Annotated in this window: 20 protein-coding genes; 16 read left to right on the forward strand and 4 right to left on the reverse strand. The window is 67.0% G+C overall.

Annotated elements, in window-relative coordinates; translation table 11 throughout:
• Positions 1–13: 13 nt before the first annotated feature.
• On the reverse strand, positions 14–1,423 hold the full coding sequence (locus F7R26_RS28335) for a sigma-54-dependent transcriptional regulator (RefSeq protein WP_150984523.1): 1,410 nt from the start codon (positions 1,421–1,423) through the stop codon (positions 14–16).
• 313 nt (positions 1,424–1,736) lie between these two features.
• Here F7R26_RS28335 and F7R26_RS28340 point away from each other — a divergent pair, with 313 nt between their 5' ends.
• Positions 1,737–2,765, forward strand: coding sequence for a sigma-54 interaction domain-containing protein (locus F7R26_RS28340; protein WP_150984522.1), 1,029 nt, complete (start codon positions 1,737–1,739; stop codon positions 2,763–2,765).
• A 257-nt stretch (positions 2,766–3,022) separates the two neighbouring features.
• Positions 3,023–3,292 (forward strand): hypothetical protein, encoded by a 270-nt coding sequence (locus F7R26_RS28345; protein ID WP_150984521.1) that lies wholly within the window; start codon positions 3,023–3,025, stop codon positions 3,290–3,292.
• Positions 3,293–3,397: 105 nt separating this feature from the next.
• On the opposite strand, the gene F7R26_RS28350 is transcribed toward F7R26_RS28345, so the two are convergent.
• Complete coding sequence (locus F7R26_RS28350; protein WP_150984520.1) at positions 3,398–4,012, reverse strand: TetR/AcrR family transcriptional regulator; 615 nt, start codon at positions 4,010–4,012, stop codon at positions 3,398–3,400.
• A 188-nt stretch (positions 4,013–4,200) separates the two neighbouring features.
• Here F7R26_RS28350 and F7R26_RS28355 point away from each other — a divergent pair, with 188 nt between their 5' ends.
• The 9 genes from F7R26_RS28355 to F7R26_RS28395 all read left to right on the forward strand — a co-directional run bounded on the left by F7R26_RS28355 (position 4,201) and on the right by F7R26_RS28395 (position 11,966).
• Complete coding sequence (locus F7R26_RS28355) at positions 4,201–5,544, forward strand: NAD(P)/FAD-dependent oxidoreductase (RefSeq protein ID WP_150984519.1); 1,344 nt, start codon at positions 4,201–4,203, stop codon at positions 5,542–5,544.
• 5 nt (positions 5,545–5,549) lie between these two features.
• On the forward strand, positions 5,550–6,398 hold the full coding sequence (locus F7R26_RS28360; RefSeq protein ID WP_150984518.1) for a DUF1365 domain-containing protein: 849 nt from the start codon (positions 5,550–5,552) through the stop codon (positions 6,396–6,398).
• Positions 6,395–7,609 carry an SAM-dependent methyltransferase gene (locus F7R26_RS28365; RefSeq protein WP_150984517.1) on the forward strand — a complete coding sequence of 405 codons (1,215 nt, stop codon included), beginning with the start codon at positions 6,395–6,397 and terminating at the stop codon, positions 7,607–7,609. Before F7R26_RS28360 ends, F7R26_RS28365 begins: the two co-directional genes overlap by 4 nt.
• Before the next feature lies 1 nt (position 7,610).
• The gene (locus tag F7R26_RS28370; RefSeq protein ID WP_150984516.1) at positions 7,611–8,141 is read left to right on the forward strand and encodes a chalcone isomerase family protein; all 531 of its coding nucleotides are present in this window, start codon (positions 7,611–7,613) and stop codon (positions 8,139–8,141) included.
• On the forward strand, positions 8,138–9,460 hold the full coding sequence (locus F7R26_RS28375; RefSeq protein WP_150984515.1) for an MFS transporter: 1,323 nt from the start codon (positions 8,138–8,140) through the stop codon (positions 9,458–9,460). The genes F7R26_RS28370 and F7R26_RS28375 overlap by 4 nt, the downstream gene beginning before the upstream one ends.
• Positions 9,457–10,014: a DUF3833 domain-containing protein gene (locus tag F7R26_RS28380; RefSeq protein WP_150984514.1), complete on the forward strand. Its 558-nt coding sequence runs from the start codon at positions 9,457–9,459 to the stop codon at positions 10,012–10,014. Before F7R26_RS28375 ends, F7R26_RS28380 begins: the two co-directional genes overlap by 4 nt.
• A gap of 55 nt (positions 10,015–10,069) precedes the next feature.
• The gene (locus tag F7R26_RS28385) at positions 10,070–10,855 is read left to right on the forward strand and encodes an SDR family NAD(P)-dependent oxidoreductase (RefSeq protein ID WP_150984513.1); all 786 of its coding nucleotides are present in this window, start codon (positions 10,070–10,072) and stop codon (positions 10,853–10,855) included.
• Between the two features lie 41 nt (positions 10,856–10,896).
• Positions 10,897–11,328 carry a nuclear transport factor 2 family protein gene (locus tag F7R26_RS28390; RefSeq protein ID WP_241754561.1) on the forward strand — a complete coding sequence of 144 codons (432 nt, stop codon included), beginning with the start codon at positions 10,897–10,899 and terminating at the stop codon, positions 11,326–11,328.
• 167 nt (positions 11,329–11,495) lie between these two features.
• On the forward strand, positions 11,496–11,966 hold the full coding sequence (locus F7R26_RS28395; protein WP_150984511.1) for an ion channel: 471 nt from the start codon (positions 11,496–11,498) through the stop codon (positions 11,964–11,966).
• A gap of 23 nt (positions 11,967–11,989) precedes the next feature.
• On the opposite strand, the gene cls is transcribed toward F7R26_RS28395, so the two are convergent.
• Positions 11,990–13,423: a cardiolipin synthase gene (gene cls / locus F7R26_RS28400; protein ID WP_416351342.1), complete on the reverse strand. Its 1,434-nt coding sequence runs from the start codon at positions 13,421–13,423 to the stop codon at positions 11,990–11,992.
• 155 nt (positions 13,424–13,578) lie between these two features.
• Between cls and F7R26_RS28405 the strand changes: the two genes are divergently transcribed.
• The 4 genes from F7R26_RS28405 to F7R26_RS28415 all read left to right on the forward strand — a co-directional run bounded on the left by F7R26_RS28405 (position 13,579) and on the right by F7R26_RS28415 (position 18,245).
• A complete protein-coding gene (locus F7R26_RS28405) occupies positions 13,579–14,604 on the forward strand; it encodes an aldo/keto reductase (RefSeq protein WP_150984509.1) in 1,026 nt (341 codons plus the stop codon).
• Positions 14,605–14,856: 252 nt separating this feature from the next.
• Positions 14,857–16,746, forward strand: a complete 1,890-nt coding sequence (locus F7R26_RS28410; RefSeq protein WP_206702525.1) for a potassium transporter Kup — start codon at positions 14,857–14,859, stop codon at positions 16,744–16,746.
• 157 nt (positions 16,747–16,903) lie between these two features.
• Positions 16,904–17,035, forward strand: coding sequence for a hypothetical protein (locus F7R26_RS41525; RefSeq protein ID WP_277820366.1), 132 nt, complete (start codon positions 16,904–16,906; stop codon positions 17,033–17,035).
• A gap of 484 nt (positions 17,036–17,519) precedes the next feature.
• A complete protein-coding gene (locus F7R26_RS28415) occupies positions 17,520–18,245 on the forward strand; it encodes a response regulator transcription factor (protein ID WP_170301766.1) in 726 nt (241 codons plus the stop codon).
• On the opposite strand, the gene F7R26_RS28420 is transcribed toward F7R26_RS28415, so the two are convergent.
• Positions 18,232–18,981, reverse strand: coding sequence for an EAL domain-containing protein (locus F7R26_RS28420; RefSeq protein ID WP_241754562.1), 750 nt, complete (start codon positions 18,979–18,981; stop codon positions 18,232–18,234). The genes F7R26_RS28415 and F7R26_RS28420 overlap by 14 nt on opposite strands.
• A gap of 289 nt (positions 18,982–19,270) precedes the next feature.
• Here F7R26_RS28420 and F7R26_RS28425 point away from each other — a divergent pair, with 289 nt between their 5' ends.
• A complete protein-coding gene (locus F7R26_RS28425) occupies positions 19,271–20,875 on the forward strand; it encodes a methyl-accepting chemotaxis protein (RefSeq protein WP_150984507.1) in 1,605 nt (534 codons plus the stop codon).
• The last annotated feature ends 40 nt before the right edge of the window (positions 20,876–20,915 follow it).

Consider the following 20,915-nt stretch of genomic DNA (forward strand, 5'->3'; position numbering starts at 1 on the left):
CGCGCCGCACATGCTAGTTCGGCGCCGTAGTGCTTCCCGGCGGCGTCCTCGTGCCGTTGGCGCGCAGCGATTCCGGCAACTCCCCCCTTGAGGCATATTCTTCCAGCCGGTTATACAAGGTCTTGAGGCTGATGCCGAGTATCTCGGCGGCGTGTTTCTTCACACCGGAGCACTGCTCCAGCGTGGCGAAGATCAACTGGCGGTCGGCCTCGGCCAGCGACATTCCCACTGGCACCGAGACCATGGCGGTGGCGGCCGAATTGGCCGCTGCCACCTGCAGCGGCACGTGCGCATCGGCAATGAGATCCTGGTCGGCCATGATGTAGGCGCGCTGCACAAAGTTGCGCAGCTCGCGCACATTGCCGGGCCATGCATGCAGCAGCAGGCTATCGAGCAGCGCCGGGGCAAAGCGGCGTTGCGTGCCGTGCTCGCCGTTCATCTGCGCCAGCAGCGTGTTAGCGATCTGCACCACGTCGTTGGCGCGCGCGCGCAGCGGCGGCAGCTCGATCGGGAACACGTTGAGCCGGTGATAGAGGTCGGCACGCAGCTTGCCCTCGGCTACCGCGTCTTCCGGGTTGCGGTTGGTGGCGGCCACCACACGCACGTCGGCATGCAGCTCACGGTTGGTGCCAACGCGCATGAAGGCGCCGGACTCCAGCACGCGCAGCAGCTTGACCTGCAGCTCGACCGGCATCTCGGTGATTTCGTCGAGAAAAAGCGTACCGCCGTCGGCCCGCTCGAAGTAGCCTTTGTGCTGGCGCTCCGCGCCCGTAAAGCTGCCGCGCTCGTGGCCGAACATCTCGGACTCGATCAGCGTGGCGGAAATCGCGCCGCAGTTCACGGCCAGGAAGGGCTGGCGCCGGCGCGCGGAGAGTTCGTGCAAGGTCTGCGCGGCCAGCTCCTTGCCGGTGCCGCTCTCGCCCACCAGCAGCACCGTGGCCTCGGTGGGCGCGACCTTGCCGAGCTGGTCGTAGACCACCTGCATCGCTTCGGAGCTGCCAAGCAGCCGGCCAAAGCGGCCGTAGCGGCGCAGTTCGTCGCGCAGGGAATGGATTTCCGCCTTGAGGTCGCCGGTGGTGGCAATGCGCTTCAGGACGGTGCGCAGGCGTGTCACGTTGATCGGCTTGACCAGGTAATCGGTGGCGCCCCGGCGCAGCGCATCCACGGCGGATTCCACGCTGGCGTATCCGGTCATCAGGATCACCTCGACACCAGCGGTGCCGACCTCGTTGAACAGGTCCATGCCGCTGCCGTCAGGCAGCTTCAGGTCGGCCAGCACGACGTCCGGCACCTGCCAGCCAATCTGCAGGCAGGCTTCACGCAGGTCGCCTGCGGTGGCGGACGTGAAGCCCTCGGCCGTCACGATCTCGGACAGTGCGGCGCAAGTATTTTCATCGTCGTCGACGATCAGGATGTGGGGCATCGTTCTCCGTATCGGCACCGCATCACCCGGCTGCCACGGCAAGCACGGTCCTGGCCCTATGTCAGCACATAGGGAGGCAGTGCGTCCTGGCGCCAAGGTGAATCCGGGGATACAACCAAGTTTATGCGGGCGCCAGCCGCAGCGGTACCAGTGTCTGTCTGACAACGCCACACGCCGGCACGCGTTGGCGCAGGAACCGTTCAAAACGGTGGCCTCAAGCCAAAGCACGCGCTAGGATTAGCTCAACCGCCGCCAGATTGCCCCACCGCCGACGCACTTCCCGCCGACCCGGCCATAGGCGATCACGCCCCCCATGCCGCTCTCGATGCCAAGCCTCAACCCGCCTGCCGCTCCCCTTCCCGCCACGCCGGCAAGCGGCGCGCCGCGGCACGCCGTTCAGGGTCCCTCGGCCTTGCTATGGCAAAGCGCTTCGCCCGTCATGCGGCAGTTGCTCGCGCAGATCGAGCGGGTGGCCGCCACGGAAGTCACGATGCTGGCGGTGGGCGAAAGCGGCACTGGCAAGGAACTGGTAGCCCGCGCCGTGCACGACCGCGGCGCACGCCGGGCCGGGCCGTTCGTCGCGGTCAATTGCGGGGCGATATCCCCCACGCTGATCGAGTCGGAGTTGTTCGGCCACGAGAAAGGCGGCTTCACGGGTGCCGTGCAGCAGAAGGCCGGGTACTTCGAGCAAGCCCGCGGCGGCACGCTGTTTCTGGATGAAATCACGGAAATGGCGCCCGACATGCAGATCAAGCTGCTGCGGGTGCTGGAGACGCGCACCTTCCACCGCGTAGGCGGCGACACGCAGATCGTATGCGACGTGCGCATCCTCGCGGCGACCAACCGCGACCCTGTCGAAGCGGTGCGCACTGGCCAATTGCGCGAGGACCTGCTTTACCGCCTTGCGGTCTTCCCGTTGCACATTCCACCGCTGCGCGAGCGTGGCGAGGATATCGCGCAGCTGGCCAGGCATTTCCTGGCGGAGTTCAACGCCATGGAAGGCGCCGACAAGGTGTTCTCCGGCACGGCGCTGGAACGGCTGCGGCACTATGGCTGGCCCGGCAATGTGCGCGAACTGAAGAACACCATCTATCGCGCCTTTATCCTGGCCGACCGCGTCATCGACATCGCCAACCCCAATATCGCCACCCAACCGCCACGGCCGGCCACGCTGGACGGCTTCGTCAATGTGCGCATCGGCACTTCGCTGGCCGACGCGCAGCGCGAAATCATCCTGGCCACGCTGGCGCGCTTTGACGGCGACAAGCGGCAGGCTGCGCACTCGCTAGGCATCAGCCTGAAGACGCTCTACAACCGGCTGGATGCCTATCGCGCGAGCTGAGCTGCCCAATTCGCCCGCTGCCGGCGCGCCGAGCGCGTCCCGGTGGCTCCTTCGGCCAATCGATCCCCTCTAAAGAGGGGCAGCACCACGACCGCGAACTGCGCAGACTTGTATGCAAAGTCTGTCTGGACATTGACCGCCTGGCTGCGTGGCTGGCCACGTTTCCATTTGACTTTGCCTGACTGCCAGCGAGGCAGCATGGCGCCAGGACCGATTTCCCAGCCCCTGCCCCCTCCCCTTTACGACCATTGACGGCGATGAAGGAAAAACAAGAATACTGCCCGCTTTGCGGCACCCAGGCCGCAGCCCGCGCCCGTCGCGGCAGCTATGGGCAATGGGTGCGATACGACTGCGACAACCCGCAGTGCGGCCCGGTCGAGATCAGTACCAAGGCGCGCCGCAGCCTGCGCGAGCCCGCCCGGCAGGCCGAGCTCCGCGCCCTGGCCCGCTCCAGCCGCGAGCACGGCAAGGTGCCACGCGTCGGCTTTGACGGGCCGCGCGGCGAATTCTACGTCGAGTTCGACTAAGCCCCGCCTCCCCGGCGCCGGGCGCTGCCGGCGCGCATCCAATCCCCGCTGCGCACCGTACATGTAGGCATCAGGACCACCAGCGCGCGGCATGCCCGCGCCCGCCTACAAGTGACTACGCATTCCTTCAAAGCTGACCTTGAGCATGTGCTCGACGATCGCGTCGGTGCCCAGCTTGCTGTACAGCTGCAGGTAATCCACGGCCGGATCGCAAGTGCGCGCGTAATAGCTGAACAGAATCACATCGTCGGGGAGCGACGGATCGAGCTCGCCCGCCGCCTTGGCCTCGGCCACGAGCTTTTCCAGTTGCCGGTTGAGCTTGAGCACGCGCGTGACGTAGCGCAGGTTGCGCGTGAGCATCTCGCGCACATGCGGGCTGGTGGATGGCAGGAACGGCAGCCCGCCGGTCAGGCGTACGCGCAGCGCCCACTCGAGCAAGGCGCGCAAGCGCGCCAGCCCCGTCAGATCGCCCGGGAGCTGCTCCAGGTACTCGAGCGCGCCGTCGATCAGCCGGATCAATGCTTCGCCGACCAGATCTTCCTTGGATTTGAAGTGCTTGTAGAGGCTGGGCTTGGAGATGCCAACCTCCAGCGCCACGTCGTCCATGGTCATCAGGTCGAAGCCCTTGCCAGCCAGGATGCGGGTCGCCGCATCGAGGATCGCGTCCTCACGCAGCTTGAAAGCCTGGTCCTTGAAACTCAGCCTGCCGAAAATACTCATTAGTAAATCTCGCTACTATGTAGTAATCTTTTTTCCAACTCGGTACGAAACCATCTTAGCACCCATCCAGGCAAAGCGATGTCGAATTCAGGAAATCCCCAGCACTGCCGCCCTGCAACCGCCGCCAGCCAAGCTGCCACAAGGGCTGGCGCCATTGGCGAGCGCGCGCTCGCCAGCAAGGAGCCGGCATGAGCGGCGCGCCCGGAACCTATCCGCGCGGCCAGCGCGTCGCCGTCGTCGGCGCAGGCATCTCTGGCCTGGCAAGCGCCTATCTGCTGTCGCGTCGGCACAACATCACACTGTTTGAAGCCGGTAACTACCTGGGCGGGCATACCAACACGGTCGAGGTCGAGCTGGAGGGGGTACGCCATCCCGTGGACACCGGCTTCCTGGTGTTCAACGACCGCACCTATCCCAACCTGATCGCGCTGTTCGCCGAGCTTGGCGTCACGGCCTATCCCACCGATATGTCGTTCTCCGTATCGCTGGACCAGGGACGGCTGGAATGGGCCGGCAGCAACCTCAACACCGTGTTCGCGCAGCGCCGCAACCTCTTCTCGCCCAGCTTCCTGTCGATGCTGCGCGATATCGTGCGCTTCAACGGTGCCGCCGAGCGCAACCTTGCGCTGGCCACCCAGAGCGGCTGCTCGGTGGACCAATTGCTGCTCGACGGCGGCTATGGCCAGCCGTTTCGCCACAACTACCTGCTGCCGATGGCGGCGGCGATCTGGTCCAGCGCGACCGCCGATATCCTGCGTTTCCCTGCCGCCACCTTCCTGCGCTTTTGCCTGAACCACGCCTTGCTGCAGGTCAACAACCGGCCGCAGTGGAAAACGGTGCAGGGCGGCGGGCGCGACTATGTACGGCGGATCGCCGCACAACTGGCGCAGCGCGATGCCGCCATCCGGATATCGACGCCCGTGCGCAGCATCCGCAGGCATGACCACGGCGTTGACCTGCTGACCGACGATGGCCCCGAGCACTTCGACGCGGTGGTGCTGGCCACCCACGCGCCCACCACGCTGCGCATGCTGGCCGACGCGGATCCCGGCGAGCGCCGTACGCTTGGCGCGGTCCAGTACCAGCCTAACCTGGCGATCCTGCATACCGATCCGGCCCTGCTGCCGCGCCGGCGCAAGGTGTGGTCAGCCTGGAACTACCTGGGCGGAGCCGCTGGCACCCACGATGCGGGCGCGGGCACGCACGATCATGCCGGCCACACCCGCCCGGTCTGCGTGAGCTACCTGTGCAACCAGCTCCAGCCATTGCCCTTCAAGACCCCGGTGGTGGTAACGCTCAACCCCATCTCCGCGCCAGCGCCCGGCACGGAACTGGGCCGCTACCACTACCAGCACCCGGTCTTCGACCTGGCCGCCGTGGCAGCGCAGTCCGCGCTGCCCGCGCTGCAGGGTCGGCGCCGCACCTGGTTTGCCGGGGCCTGGACGGGCTACGGCTTCCACGAGGACGGACTCAAGTCCGCGCTGCGCGTGGCCGCCGATTTCGATGCGCTGCCGGACTGGGCCAGGCTATGAGCGGCATGGAAGACCACCTCGCCAGCAGCCCCGCCGGCGCGCCGCCCGCGTGGTTGCTACTTGGCCGCGTGATGCATGAACGCCTGCGTCCCGCACGGCACCGCTTTGTGTATCCAGTGTTCTACCTGCGCTGCAATCTCGACCGCCTGCCTGCCTTGCGCCACTGGTGGTTCGGCATCGACCGCTGGGCGCCGCTGTCACTTGCCACGCGCGACTACGGCCCGCGCGATGGCAGCGACCTGGCCGCGTGGATGCGCAAGCTGCTGGCCGAAGCCGGCCTGCCGGCCGATGGCGAGATCTGGCTGCAGACGTTCCCGCGCGTGTTCGGCTATGCCTTCAACCCGGTGAGCTTCTGGCATTGCCATGACCGCGCCGGCCAGTTGCGCGCGGTGCTGGCCGAGGTCAACAACACCTTCGGCGCCAGCCACCGTTACCTGCTGTGCGCGCCCGACCGTTGCGCAATCGGTCCCGACACCGTGCTGACCTGCCACAAGGCGCTGCATGTGTCGCCGTTCTGCGTGGTCGAGGGCAGCTATGCGTTCCGCCTGCGCGAAACCGGCGGCACCAGCTTTGCCGGCGTCGACTACTACGACGCCACGGGCCTCCTGATCCGTACCGCGATCGGCGGGCGCCGCCTGCCGTTCTCGCGCGCCAATGTGCTGGGTGCGCTGGCGCGCCAGCCCTGGCTCACGGTGTCGGTGATGGCGCGCATCCACTGGCAGGCTCTGCGGCTGTGGCTGAAGAACGTGCCGTTCCGCGGCAAAGATCCGGGCCCCGGTGCCGATCCGCCCGGCCCGACCAGTTTCCCCAACCCCTCCGCCAACCTGTCGCAGTTCGAGGAAAACAAGCCATGACGCCCTCTCGCGCGCTAACCCTGCCGCCCGACGGTGCCCCTGCGTCAGCCCGTCTTTTCTTAACCCTGCTCGAGCGCATCCGCGTTGGCCACCTGTTGCTGGTCGCGCCCTCGGGCGAGCAGCGCCTGTTTGGCGATCCGCATGCCGCACCGGGCGCGCGCCTGGAACTGCGTGACTGGCGTGCCAGTGCCGAGATCCTGCGCGCGGGGGACATTGGTTTTGCCGAGGCCTACCGCGCAGGCTGGCTCGATACGCCGGACCTCACCGCGCTGTTGCGCCTGGCCATCCGCAATGAGTCCGCGCTGCCGCGGACCGTGGTCGGCAGCTGGCTGGCGCGGTGGTGGTACGGCCTGCGCCACCGGCTGCGCCCCAACAGCCGCACCGGCAGCCGCCGCAACATCCACGCGCACTATGACCTGGGCAACGCCTTCTACCAGCGCTGGCTGGACCCGACCTGGACTTACTCCGCCGCGCTGTTCCAGGGCGAGCGGGGCCGGCCGCTGGAAGCCGCGCAGGACGCCAAATACCAGCATATCGTCGACACGCTTGGCCTCAGGCCCGGCATGCGCGTGCTGGAAGTGGGCTGCGGCTGGGGCGGCTTTGCCATGCACGCGGCAAGGCAAGGGATCCAAGTGCACGGCATCACCATCTCCGCCGCACAGCTTGAGGTAGCGCAGCAGCGCGTGACCCAGGCCGGGCTGGAAGGGCTCGTCCGGCTGGAGCTGCGCGACTACCGGGATCTCGATGGCGAGTACGACGCCATTGTCTCCATCGAGATGTTCGAGGCCGTGGGCGAGCGCTATTGGCCCGGCTACTTCCAGATGCTGCGCCAGCGCTTGCGGCCCGGCGCGCGCGCGCTGGTGCAGTCGATCACCATCGAAGAGCAGCGCTTCAAGGCCTACCGCGCGAGCAGCGACTTTATCCGCGAGTACGTGTTCCCGGGCGGCATGCTGCCCAGCCCCGAGCGATTCCTGAAGGCTGGGTTGCGGGCCGGGCTGGAAAGCCGCGTCACGCTGGTGTTTGGCCCGGACTATGCCGAGACGCTGCGGCGCTGGCGCGCGGCCTTCGAGCAGGCGCTCGATGATGTCACCGCACAAGGCTTCGATACGGTCTTCATCCGTACCTGGCGCCTGTACCTGTGCTACTGCGAAGCCGGGTTCGACGAAGGCCGCACCGACGTCATGCAGTTCGTGCTGCAGCGGCAGGCCTGACATGCGCCGCGTTGCCGCCGCCCTCGCCATGGCCCTCCTCTGTGTCCCAGCGCTTGCCGCCGCGGGCTGGCGCGCAGACGTGCAAGCCGCCCGCTTGTCGGGCGAAGGCGAATTCCGCGTGTTTGGATTTCGCCTCTATACCGCCCAGCTATGGAGCGCACAGCTGCCGATCACGCCGGACGCGCCCTTTGCGCTGCAACTCACCTACGACCGCAGCATCCAGCGTGAGCGCCTGGTAGAAACCAGCCTGGACGAGATGAAGCGCATCGGCAGCGCCGGCAACGCGCCGCCCAGCCCGCAGTTACTGGATAGCTGGCGCGCCAGCATGGCGCAGGCGTTTGTCGACGTGCGCCCGGGCGACACGCTCACCGGCGTGTTCATGCCCGGCAAGGGCGTGCGCTTCTACGCTGGCGATCGGCTGACCACCGAGATCGACGACCCCGCCTTCGCGCAGGCGTTTTTCTCGATCTGGCTCGACCCCGCCACGCGCGCGCCGGCGCTGCGCCGGCGCCTGCTCGGGCTCGCGCAATGACCGCACCGCACCTCGGCAGCGCGGCAGCCACGACGCCCGCCGCGCCCAATCCGGCCCTCCCCGCGCCCGCCCCGGCATCCGCCATGGCTGCCTATGGCCTGCTCGGCATGCCGCTGGCCATGGCGGCCTTGCCGGTCTACGTGCAGGTGCCAGCCTACTACGCGAGCGAGCTCGGGCTGGCCTTGTCCGCGACCGGCACGGTGTTGTTCGCCGCGCGTCTGCTCGATACCGTGCAGGACCCGTTCCTCGGCCGCTGGATCGACCACCTGGCGCAGCGCGGCAAGCTGGCGCCGGCGTTGTGGCTGGCGTGCCTGGTGCTCTCGGCCTCCTTTGCCATGCTCTGGCTGCCGCCCGTGCGCGGCGGGGCGCTGGCCGCCTGGCTGGCGCTCTCGCTGGTACTGGTCTATAGCGCGCACAGCGTGGTCAACATTGCTTACCTGGCCTGGGGCGCGCGCCTGTCTCGCGAGCCGGCCACGCTGACCCGCGCCGCGGCCTGGCGCGAGGCAGCGGGCCTGGCCGGGGTGATGCTGGCCAGCGTCCTGCCTGCCTGGCTTCTGGGCGCATCGGGCTGGCCCGCCGCGCCGGCCATGGCGGGCTATGCCTTGGTGTTCGCCGCCTTGCTGCTGGGGGCGCTGGCGTTGCTGCTGCGGCGCGCGCCGGCCTGGCGCCACCACAGCGCTGGCGTGCACGGCTGGCGCGCCACGCTCGCCAACCGCGCATTCCGGCGCCTGCTGCTGCCGTATTTCCTCAACGCGGTGTCGGTCTCGATACCGGCCACGCTGGCTCTGTTCTTCATCCAGGATCGGCTGGGCGCGCCGCAATGGTCCGGCGCGTTCCTCGCCGCCTATTTCGCGGCGGGCGCTGCCGGCCTGCCGCTCTGGACCCGGCTTTGCGCGCGCATCGGCCCCACGCGGGCCTGGCGGCTTGGCATGGTGCTGGCGGTGGCCGCTTTTGTCTGGGCGGCCGGCCTGGACACAGGCGACACCGGGGCCTACCTGGCCGTGTGCGTGCTGGCGGGGCTTGCGCTTGGCGCCGACCTGGCGCTGCCGCCGGTGCTGCTGGCCTGCCTGATTCCCCCCGGCGAGCAACCCGGCGGCTACTACGGCATCTGGAGCCTGCTGGGCAAGCTGGCGCTCGCGCTGTCTGGCCTGGCGCTGCCATTGCTGGCCTGGTGCGGCTACCAGCCTGGCGCGGGCGGCACGGCGGCCGGCAGCCATGCCCTGGCGCTGGTCTACGGCGGCCTGCCCTGCCTGTTCAAGCTCGCCGCCATGCTGTGCCTGCGCACGGCCCCGGCACCACTGATGGAGGACCCGACATGATTCGCCTTGACCCTTCGCACTGCGGCAAACGCCTGCTGCTGTACGCCGCGCTATGGCTGGCTGGCTGCGCCGGCCCGGAAGTTTCCCAGTATGCGCAGCAGCAGCCCGTGCTCGATGTGCCGGCTTTCTTCGGCGGCAAGACCGAGGCCTGGGGCATGTTCCAGAAACGCAGCGGCGAGGTCGTCAAGCGCTTCACGGTAGCCATCGAGGGCCGCCGGCAAGGCAGCGATTTCGTACTGGACGAGCACTTCACCTACAGCGACGGCAGCACCGAGCAGCGCACCTGGACGCTGGCGCGCCAGCCCGATGGCACCTGGCGCGGCCGCGCCGGCGACGTGGTGGGCGAAGCGATCGGGCACAGCGCGGGCAACGCGCTGAACTGGCGCTACACGCTGCGGCTGCCAGTGGGAGACACCACGTATGACGTGCAGTTCGACGACTGGATGTACCTGGTCGACGCGCGCACCATGATCAATCGCGCCAGCGTCTCGAAATTCGGTTTCGAGGTTGGCCAGGTCACGGTGTTCTTCCGGCGCCCGCAATCGCCGCAATAGCCGCATCAGCCGCAATGAGCCAATCGCGGCTGCGGCGCAAATCAGAGAGGCAACCATGGCCTGGACGGCACTCAACCCCCGCTGGACGGATTGGCGCGAAAAGCGGGTCTGGCTGGTCGGCGCATCGAGCGGCATCGGCGCGGCGCTGGCGCGCGCCCTGCTTGCGCGCGGCGCCTGGGTAGCCCTGTCGGCGCGCCGGGCTGAAGCCCTCAAGGCGGTTGCCGGCGATCACGCCACGGCGCTGCTGCTGCCGATGGATGCCACCGATCCCGATGCCTGGCGCCAGGCGCATGACACACTGCGCGAGACCTGGGACGGCGTGGACCTGGTGGTGTTTTGCGCCGCCGACTATCGTGCGTTGCGCCCCTGGGAGCTGGAGGCCGCGAGCGTGCGCCACACCATCGAAACCAACCTGAACAGCGTCTACTACGGGCTGCAGGCCACGCTTGCCGACATGCTCGCGCGCGGCAGTGGCAGCTTGGTGCTGGTCGCCAGCGTGGCCGGCTACATGGGCTTGCCCAACGCCACCGTCTACGGGCCGACCAAGGCCGCGCTGATCAACCTGGCCGAACTGCTCTACGCCGAGCTGCATCCGCGCGGGCTGGGCGTCTATCTGGTCAACCCGGGATTCGTCAAGACACGCCTGACGGCCAACAACGCGTTCCCGATGCCTGCCCTGCTCACCCCCGAGGCCGCCGCCGAGGCCATCCTGCACGGGCTGGCGCGCGGCCGCTTCGAGATCGATTTCCCGCGCCGCTTCACCCTCGTGCTCAAGTTCGCCAGCCTGTTACCCTACCGGCTGCGCCTTGCGGCCCTGCAAAAAGTGATGGACGCGCCGTGATGCCATTGACTGGCCCGAACGCACTGACGGAGTTGACCAACTTGACCGAGCCGACCGGGCTGACAGCCCTGCTGCGATGGTACGAAACGCTCTCGCCCGCCTCGCTGGGCGACATCGCGCGCTTCTATTCCGACGATGCCCGCTTCAAGGATCCCTTCAACGATGTGCGCGGACGCGAGGCGATCCGCCGGATCTTTGCGCATATGTTCGTCGCCACGGACAACCCGCGCTTTGTGATCGGTGAGCAATTCCGGAAACCGGGCCAGGCGTTTGTGCTGTGGGACTTCCACTTCACCCTGAAGGGCAAGCCTTACCACGTGCACGGTAGTTCGCATTTTTGCTTTGGCGACGATGGGCGCGTGACACTCCATCGCGACTACTGGGACGCCGCGCAGGAGCTTTGGCAGCAACTGCCCTGGCTAGGGCCGCTGGTAGGCTGGCTGCGCCGGCGCTTCGCCACGCCACTTTCCTAGCCGCGCTAGTGCGCTTGCGGCTGGCATTGCGCGTGATCCCCGGTTACATTCCAAGCAGTTTGTGACGGTGTGCGGCCATATTCCTGGGAACATCCCGGCGGCAATGGCGGTCACTACCCGCGTGCCGCGCCCAACCGAGGCGATGCCGGCCCGACAAGGAATGCCCAATGAACCTCACCGTCCACGACCTCCTGGCCTTGGCCAGCGCCAGTATCCTGACCGTGACCGTGGTCGCCATCCACTACGAAGCCCTGCGACTGCTGTCCGGCATGAATCCGCGCCGCTGGACCGGCCGCGTCAACGTTGGCGTGCTGATTGTCTGCATCATCCTGGCCCATAGCCTTGAAGCCATGGTGTTCGCCGTCGGCTACTGGGTCGCGGGCAATGTGCTGGGCCTGGGCGGCCTTACCAGCGCCCATCCCATCACGCCCATCGTCTACCTCTACTTTTCACTTGAAACCTTCACCACGCAAAGCCTGGGCGACATCGCGCCGATCGGCGCCACGCGCCTGCTCGCCAGCATCGAGCCGCTGGTGGGCCTGATCCTGATCGGCTGGTCGACCTCCTTCACCTACATCATCATGCGCCGCGACTGGCCAACCGGCACCTCCAGGCAAGCGGCGCAAGCGGATCTGTAGGCACGGCGCACGGCACCTGCTGGTTACAGGATCGGCGCAAATAGCGTGGCCACGTGCATCGCCACGCGGCGCAGCGTCGGCGCAGCGGTGTATTCGCTGCGCTCGATCTGGCAGGCCTGCGCGAAGTCCGCCTCCAGCATGCGCGTCACGCTAGCGGTAAAATCGCGGTCCGCGGTCATCACCATCAGCTCGAAATTGAGCCGGAACGAGCGGTTGTCGAGGTTTGCGCTGCCGACCGCCGCGGCCTCATCGTCGATCAGGATAACCTTCTGGTGCAGGAAGCCCGGCTGGTAGCGATAGAGCTTCACGCCCGCGCAGACGGCCTGGTAGGCATACAGGGTGGAGGCGGCGAACACCACGAGATGGTCGGGGCGCGCCGGCAGCAGGATGCGTACGTCAACCCCGCGCAGCACCGCCAGCCGGAGCACGGCGAACACGGCCTCGTCCGGCACGAAGTACGGGCTGGTGATCCACACCCGCCAGCGCGCCGCCTGGATCGCCTCGACGAAGAACAGCGAGCAGGTCTCCTGCGCGTCGGCGGGGCCGGACGGCACCACCTGGCAGGTCATGCCCCCGGCAGGTGCTGCCGGCGGGGGCAGCAGCATCGGCACCTCCCGCGCGGCCCAGAACCAGTCTTCGGCAAACACCATCTGCAAGTCCAGCACCGCGCTGCCGCGGATCTCGATATGCGTGTCGCGCCAGGGCGCCAGCGGCGGCTTTAGCCCGACGTACTCGTTGCCGACGTTATGACCGCCCGTAAACGCGCACTCCCCGTCCACCACCACCAGCTTGCGGTGGTTGCGGAAATTGAGCTGGAAGCGGTTGACAAAGCCGCGCCGCGTGGCAAAGGCGCGCGCCTCCACCCCGGCGGCCAGCAGCACCTTGACGTACTGGCCCGGCAACGCATGCGAGCCGATGCTGTCGTAGAGGAAATACACCTTCACGCCCGCGGCAGCGCGTTCACACAGCAGGCTCTGCAGGCGCCGTCCAAGCGCATCGTCGTGGACGATGAAGAACTGCACGATCACCACCTGCCGCGCCGCGGCGATCGCGGCAAAGATGGCCTCGAACGTCGCCTCGCCGTTGACCAGCAGCCGCACCGCGTTGTTGGCCAGGCACGGCATGCCGGTCAGCCGGGGCAAGGCGCGCAGGTAAGGCTGGGGGGGCGAGTGCACGACGCTGGCGTCGCGTGCCTCGCGCTCGTGCGGCTCCATCTCGTGCGTGACCTCGCGCAGCCGGTCGTTGTTGAAGCGCCGGGCGTTCACGTAGCCGGCAAAACTCCTGCTGCCGAGGATCAGGTAAGGGATCAGCGTGAAGTACGGCATCATCACCAGCGAGCCGGCCCACGCAATGGCGCCGGGCGCGGTGCGCACGGTCATGACCGCGTGCAAAGCCGCAACGACGCCAAGCAGATGGAATACCAGCACGATCGCCGCGACGAGGGAGGGGCTGAGCATGATTGTTAGATTTCGCCTTGGCGGAGCCGGACCACGATGGCTAGCATTCTGGCATAGGCGCGGCCCGGGGGCAGGCAGAAATTCCCCGCAGGCGTTAAGCTTTCACGCCCTAGCGCTTTACTACCTTAGCGCCAGCCACATCAAGGAGGACCGCAATGTCAGAGTTCAAGATGGAATACCGGCGCCTGGGCGCCAGCAACCTCAAGGTATCGGCCCTGTGCCTCGGCACCATGATGTTCGCCGACCAGACCGACGAAGCCGAGGCCGGCCGCATCGTCGATAGCGCTCGCGCGCACGGCGTCAACTTAATCGACACTGCGGATGTGTATAGCAAGGGCGGCTCCGAGCGCATGGTGGGCAAGCTGCTCGCCGCCGACCGCCATGACTGGATCCTGGCCAGCAAGCTCGGCAACCCGATGCAGGCTGCGCCCAACCATGCGCACTACTCGCGCGTCTGGATCCTGCGCGAAGTCGAGCAAAGCCTGGGCCGCCTTGGCACCGATTACCTCGACATCCTTTACCTGCACCGCGACTACCCCGGTGAAAACCTGGAAGAACCCGTGCGTGCCATGGGCGACCTGGTGCGTGCCGGCAAGATCCGCTACTGGGCCTTGTCCAATTTCCGCGGCTGGCGCATCGCCGAGGTCGCACGCTTGTGCGACCAACTGGGTGTGCCGCGCCCGGTGGTTTGCCAGCCTTACTACAACCTGCTCAACCGCATGCCCGAGGTGGAAATCCTGCCGGCCTGCCAGCACTTCGGCCTTGGGGTGGTGCCCTATAGCCCGATCGCGCGCGGCGTGCTCACCGGCAAGTACCTGCCCGGCCAGCAGCCCCCGCAAGACTCGCGCGCGGGCCGCGCCGACCGCCGCATGATGGAAACGGAATTCCGTGAGGAATCGCTGGTGATTGCCCAGACGCTCAAGGCGCATGCCGATGCGCGCGGCCTCAAGCTGGGCCAGTTCGCTACCGCCTGGGTGCTGGCCAACCCGATCGTCAGTTCGGTGATTGCCGGGCCACGCACGCTGGCACAGTTCGAGGATTACTTCGGCGCCGTCGGCGTGCCCATCTCCGCCGAAGAAGAGGCCCTGGTCGACCAACTGGTGCGCCCCGGACATGCTTCCACGCATGGCTACAACGACCCGAACTATCCGCTGACCGGGCGTCCGGTTCCTGCAGCCTGAACGCGTTGCCCGCCAGGGCGGCCCGCCCGCAGGCTACCCTGCGCACAACCGGTTCGCCCGGCAACCCGCACGCACGGTTGCCGGGTTGCCGGGCCGCCGGCCCAGGCCAACGGCTCGCGCTCGGGCCGGCCCGCATTTCGCGGACAGATCGCGGGTTTTGCCTCGCGCTTATCATCATGTTGGCTTACAAGCCATGATCTGCATCCCGGGCTTCCCGGAATGTTCTTCAATGGGTTGCCTGGAGAAATAGTCATGCCGCAAGCCCCTGCGCTGATCGATACGCCCGCCAAACCCCGGTCCGGCCTCGCCGTCATGGGGCTGTCCGCACTGGGCGTGGTATTTGGCGACATCGGCACCAGCCCGCTCTACACGTTGAAAACCGTACTCGCGCTCTCGGGGGGCAAGCCGTCGGCGCCGGTTATCCTGGGCCTGCTGAGCCTGCTGATCTGGACATTGATTATCGTCACAACGGTGAAGTACGTGTCCTTTGCCATGCGCATCGATAACAACGGCGAAGGCGGCATTCTTGCCTTGATGTCGCTGTTGGGGATCAAGCAGAAGAAACGCCCGCTGGTGGTGGCCGCCGGGCTGTTCGGGGCGGCATTGATCTATGGCGACGGCGCGATCACACCCGCCATCTCCGTGCTCTCCGCGCTGGAGGGGCTGGAGATTGTCGTTCCCGAGGCCAAATCCGTTATCCTGCCGGCCACGGTGGCCATACTGGTGGCGCTCTTTGCGATCCAGCCCATGGGAACATCCCGCATCGGCAGGGCCTTCGGGCCGGTGATGGCATTTTGGTTTCTTTGCATAGCCGTGCTCGGCATTCGCGGCATCCTGCTGCACCCGTCGATCCTGATTGCGCTCAATCCGATCTATGGCCTGGAATTCCTGTTTTCCAATGGCTATACCAGTTTCCTGGTGCTGGGCGGCATCTTCCTCTGCGTGACCGGCGCCGAGGCGCTGTATGCCGACATGGGCCATTTTGGCCCGCGCCCGATCCGCCTGGCATGGTCCGCCATCGTGTTCCCCAGCCTGCTGCTCAACTATGCCGGACAAGCCGCGCTGGTATTGTCCGGGGCCGATTCAACGCACAACATCTTTTACCTGCTCTGCCCGCCGCCGCTGCTGGTGCCCTTGGTTATCCTGGCCGCCGTGGCGACGGTGATCGCCAGCCAGTCCATAATTACCGGCGCCTTTTCCATGACGCGCCAGGCGATCCTGCTGGGATGGCTGCCGCACCTGCAGATCAGGCAGACCTCCGAGGAGGGCTACGGGCAGATCTACGTTGGCACGGTCAACTGGCTGCTGATGGTGGTGACGGTCAGCCTGGCACTGTTCTTCAAGTCATCGGATCAACTGGCTTCCGCGTATGGCATCGCCGTTTCCCTCACCATGCTGATGACGTCCGTGCTGCTGTTTATCGCCATGCGCGATATCTGGGGCTGGAGCCTGTGGGCCAGCGCGGCCGTGTCGGGCGTCTTCCTGATCATTGACGGCGGGTTCTTCGTGGCCAATCTCGCCAAGGTACTGGATGGCGGGTATATCCCGTTGATGCTGGCGGCGGTTGTCTATGGCGTCATGTTGATCTGGCACCGCGGCACGGCCGCGATTTCGGCGGCCATCAACGAAGACATCACGCCAATCGACGCGTTCCTGGGCGAGGTGCAGGCAAAGGGCATCCCGCGCGTGCCCGGGACCGGGGTGTTCCTGACGCGAACGCTGGATGGCACGCCGCCGGTGATGCTGTGGCATGTCAAGCGCAACCACGCCTTGCAGCAGAAGATCCTTGCCGTGAGCATCGTGACGGAGACGGTGCCGTGGATCAAGGATGCCGAGCGCCTGACGCTAACGCAGCCGATGCCGGGTTTCTGGCGCGCCAACGCCCGCTACGGCTTCATGGAGCGGCCAGATATTCCCAATCTGCTGCAACAGCCCCAGATGCTGCCCTGCGGGCTGGACCTGGGCACCATCACCTACTACATGGGCCTGGAGACCATCGTGCTGCGCGAGGGCGACAGCCGGATGCCGCGCTGGCAAGGCAAGCTGTTCGCCTTGATGGTCAGGAACGGCATGCACGTTACCGATCTTTTCCGGCTGCCCAGCGATCAGGTGGTGGAGATCGGCCGGCGCGTCTCGATCTGACGATCGGGCGACCTGACGATCACGCGCCCCCTGCCGGCCAGCTCATTGCAATACGCACTGTCATACGCACTGTCTCTCGTGACCTATCTCTCGGCCACTCAAGGATCGATTCGCGCCTGCCGCTCAGTGCACGCCGGCGGGAGACCCAACCAACGACATGTTGCCATCAAGAATCCTGGCCACAGGCAAAGCACGCCCTGCCCGGCAGGTCACCTCCTCCGAGCTTGACAAGGTGCTCGGCAAAGGCACCGGCTACGTCAGGAAAGCCTCCGGCATCGACCACCGCTAGCACGCTGGCCCTGGCGAGACGCAATCCGCGTTTGCTGCCTCGCACGCTATCGTGCTGAATTTGTCCGCGTCCTCCGCCGCTGGCGAGGCGTCACCCGCCTTCCTGTTCAAAATTTAGGCAGCCCGATACATAACCGCCACCATTGGCCAAGCGCGGCACGTCAAGCGCGGTTATCCACACAATCTGTGGATAACACGATCCGGCAATCGTGGACAAAATGTGTACGTGCGCCGCAACAATCGACTTTGGCCCGGTGCGATGCCGGTCGCCTTGTGGATTGGCTCCCCGCCTGCTTTGGGAATCTTCTTCCCCCTCTTGCAGATTGTTCCGAACAATATCCCTGACGTCGCGGACTATCCTGCCTGGATCGCCTCGCGGGCAGGCCGGTGGCCGCCCGGCCCAGGCACATTGACAGCCTGACCGGCCTGGCAGCCGATGCGCGCGCCGGCCCGCGAACCGCACTAATGCCAGTAGGACAATGCCTATGAAGATCGCACTGCTAGCGGATCTGTCGCTAGAGGCCAAGGCCATTGCAGACGCCCTTGCTCGCGCCGGCGTGCCTTGCCATACCTACCCCGCAAGCGCGGAGCTTTTCCGTGGCATCGACCAAGCCGGCTATGACGTCCTGCTGATCGACCACGACCTTGCCGACATGCCTGCCGTGGAAGCCGTGCGCGCGGTGCGCGGCGCCTGGCGCAGCAAAGTGCCGGTGATGGTGGTTTCCCAGCGGCGCGACGAAGACTCGGTCGTCAATACCCTCCAGGCGGGCGCCGACGACTACATGATCCGCCCGCTGCGCGCGCGCGAGCTGGTGGCCCGGCTGCACGCGTTGCAGCGCCGCGCCGCCGCGCACCGGCAAACACCCAGCCCGGACCTGGCGGTGGGGATCTATACACTGGACTGCCTGGCGCACGAGGTCGTTTTCCAGGGACGCCGGCTCACGCTGCCCCCCAAGGAGTTCGAGCTGGCAGCGTTGTTGTTTGGCAGCGTCGGCCGGGTCTTGTCCCATTCCCATATCGAACGCGCAATCTGGGGCTATTCACTGCCACCGTTCTCCCGCGCCCTGGCGAGCCTGGTATCGCGCCTGCGCAGGGCGCTGGAGCTCCACCCCCGCAATGGTCTGGTCATCACGATGGTGTATGGCAAGGGATATCGCCTGGATGAGACCGGCGCGCGGCTGCCTCGGCCCGGCCCGCTCAGTACTGGCTGAGCACTGGGTGCGGCGCCGGCCTGCCGAGGTAGTAGCCCTGCCCGAAGGGCACGCCGAGATCGCGCAGCACCGCCAGCTCATCGGCATCCTCGATGCCTTCGGCGATCACCTCGCCGCCCAGCGCCTTGACCAGAGCCAGCACCGTGCGCACGACTTCAAGCCGGCGCGAGCAGTTACCGATGCCACGCACCAGCGACTTGTCCAGCTTGGTGTAGTGCGGCGCGAGGTGGACCAGCCGGTCGAGATTGGCGTGGCCGGTGCCGAAGTCGTCCAGCGCATATTGCATGCCCAGTTCGCGGAGCACGGCCATGGCCTGCCCGAAGCGCTCCGCGTCCTCGATGGGGGTCTGCTCGGTCACCTCGATCACGATGCGATCTGGCGCGATGCTGTTCGCCACCAGCGCCCGCATGGCGCTCCCGCCGTCGGCCAGCAGGTAGCGCAGTGCCATCGCGCTGAAGTTGAGGAACAGCTTGCCGCGCAAGCCATTCGCCAGGCAGGTGGACAGACCAGTGCGCGCCGCCCGCAGCTCCAGCTCGATGGTCTCGGCCTCGTCACGCGCCAGGCGGAACAAGGCCTCCGGCATGGCCAGCGGTGACTTGGCAGGTCCCCGGACCAGCGCCTCGTAGCCCAGCACCTGGCCGGTCCCGAACACCACAATGGGCTGGAAGACGGCGTGCAGCGGCGGCAAGCGTAGCCGCGGCACGGGCACGCCGGCCAGGGGGGAGGCAATCTGCATGGGCGGAGTGAACGTGACGTGGGGAGGCGCGGCGCCAGGCGCAAGAAGCTGGTGAGCCAATGTGACTCGCCCTCTATTTCATGTCAGTCATGTGTCACCCGGATGACAAAGCCGATTACCCCTGCGCAATGGCGGGATGTCATTGATGCGTCACAGGTTGCGGCGAGCATGCAAGCCATAACTAAGTCATGCCGTCACCCGCGGTAAGCCGGTGCTGCAAGCCGGCGCGCGAGATGGCGGCCCCCCCTGGGTCAGCATATGGGCCGCGTGGCCCATCGGAGTCTCAACCGTGTTGCAAGCCATCAACCTTCGCCTTCCACGCCGCACCGGCCGGCGCATGCCCGCCTGGCTGGGCCGGCTTCCCCTCAGCGCGCGCATGTGCATGGCATTTGCGCTGGTCTATGTGTTCGGCGCCGTGGTGGGGCTGACGGGCATTTTCAGCCTCGTCTCGGTCAAGCAGATGACAGATACGCTCTATCAACGCGATATGCAGGGTGCCATCGCTGCGGAGCGCGCGCAATCGGCGCTGGCCCGGCTAGGCCGCGCCCAGCTTGCCCTGACCATGGCGACCAGCAGCACCGAGCGCGACGGCGCAACCGCCGACATCGACAGCGCACTCGCCCGCCTCGACCAGGCCCTTGGCACCGTGCGCACGGCCGCACCCGCCCAGGCCACCGCGCTGCAAGCGGAACGCGACAGCGCCGCGGCGATGCTGCGTGACTATGTCACGTTGCTGCGCAAGCAGCCGCTCGATACCCTGCAGTTCGACAGCGCCGTTTCGGTCGACGGCCATTTTCTTGGCGAGCAATTACAGAAGCTGGCCGACCTGGTCGAGGTCACGCGCAAGCAGCAGGAGCGGCAGGCCGCCGATACGGTAGCTACCGTGACGGCCAGCCAGTTGCGCGCCCAGGCCGTGATGGTCGGCATGCTGGTGGCGAGCCTTGCAGCGGCGGCCGCGCTGGCCTGGTTTGCCTCGCGCCTGCTGCATTCGGAACTGGGCGGCGAGCCCGCGGACGCGGCCAAGGTGGCCAGCCGCATCGCCTCGGGCGACCTGCAGCAAGCCGTGCGCGTGCGCCCCGGAGATGACCACAGCCTGATGAGCCTGCTGGCGCGCATGCGCGACCAGCTCGCCGGCGTGCTCGAAGGGATCCAGCTCTCCGCCGCCGAGATCGCCGCGGCCAGCGAAGGCATCGCCAGCGGCAACCACGATCTGTCGCGCCGCACCGCGCTGCAGGCGGCCGCGCTGACCGCCGCCGCCGACAGCGTCGCCCGCCTCACCGCGCTGGTCGGCCAGGCCCACGCCCAGGCCACCGAATCCAGCGCCATGGCGCGCCAGGCACGCGAGGCCACCGACGCCGGCATGGCGGTGGTGAACGAGATGAGCGGCGCCATGGACACGGTGAACCAGCACTCGCGCAATATCGCGGAAATGGTCGAGGTGATCGAGAGCATCGCCTTCCAGACCAATATCCTTGCGCTCAACGCCGCCGTGGAAGCGGCCCGCGCGGGTGAGGCCGGGCGTGGCTTTGCCGTGGTGGCGCAGGAGGTACGCGGGCTGGCGCAGCGCAGCGCCAACTCCGCGCGCGAGATTCGCACCACCATTGGCCAGGCCAGCTCGGAGATCGCTCGTGGGGCACGGCTTAGCGGGCAAGTGGTCAGCGCGATGAGCGGCATCGAGCAGGCGGTAGGCCAGAGCTACCAGTTGGCCGAGCGGCTGTGCGGGGTGGCCGACGAACAGGCGCGCGGCATCCGCTCGGTGGGCGAGGCGGTGGCCCAGCTCGACCAGACCAGCCGGCAGAACGCCGAGCTGGTCGAAGCCGTTACGGCGCAGGCGGCCAGCCTGGATGAGCAAGCGGCAGGCCTGTCGGCTGGAGTCGCGCGCTTCCGGTTCTGAGGCTGGATAATCCATGTTCTGCAATGCAGAACGTGGATTC

Origin of the sequence: Cupriavidus basilensis (assembly GCF_008801925.2) — a bacterium.
In the GTDB taxonomy this organism is placed as follows: domain Bacteria; phylum Pseudomonadota; class Gammaproteobacteria; order Burkholderiales; family Burkholderiaceae; genus Cupriavidus; species Cupriavidus basilensis.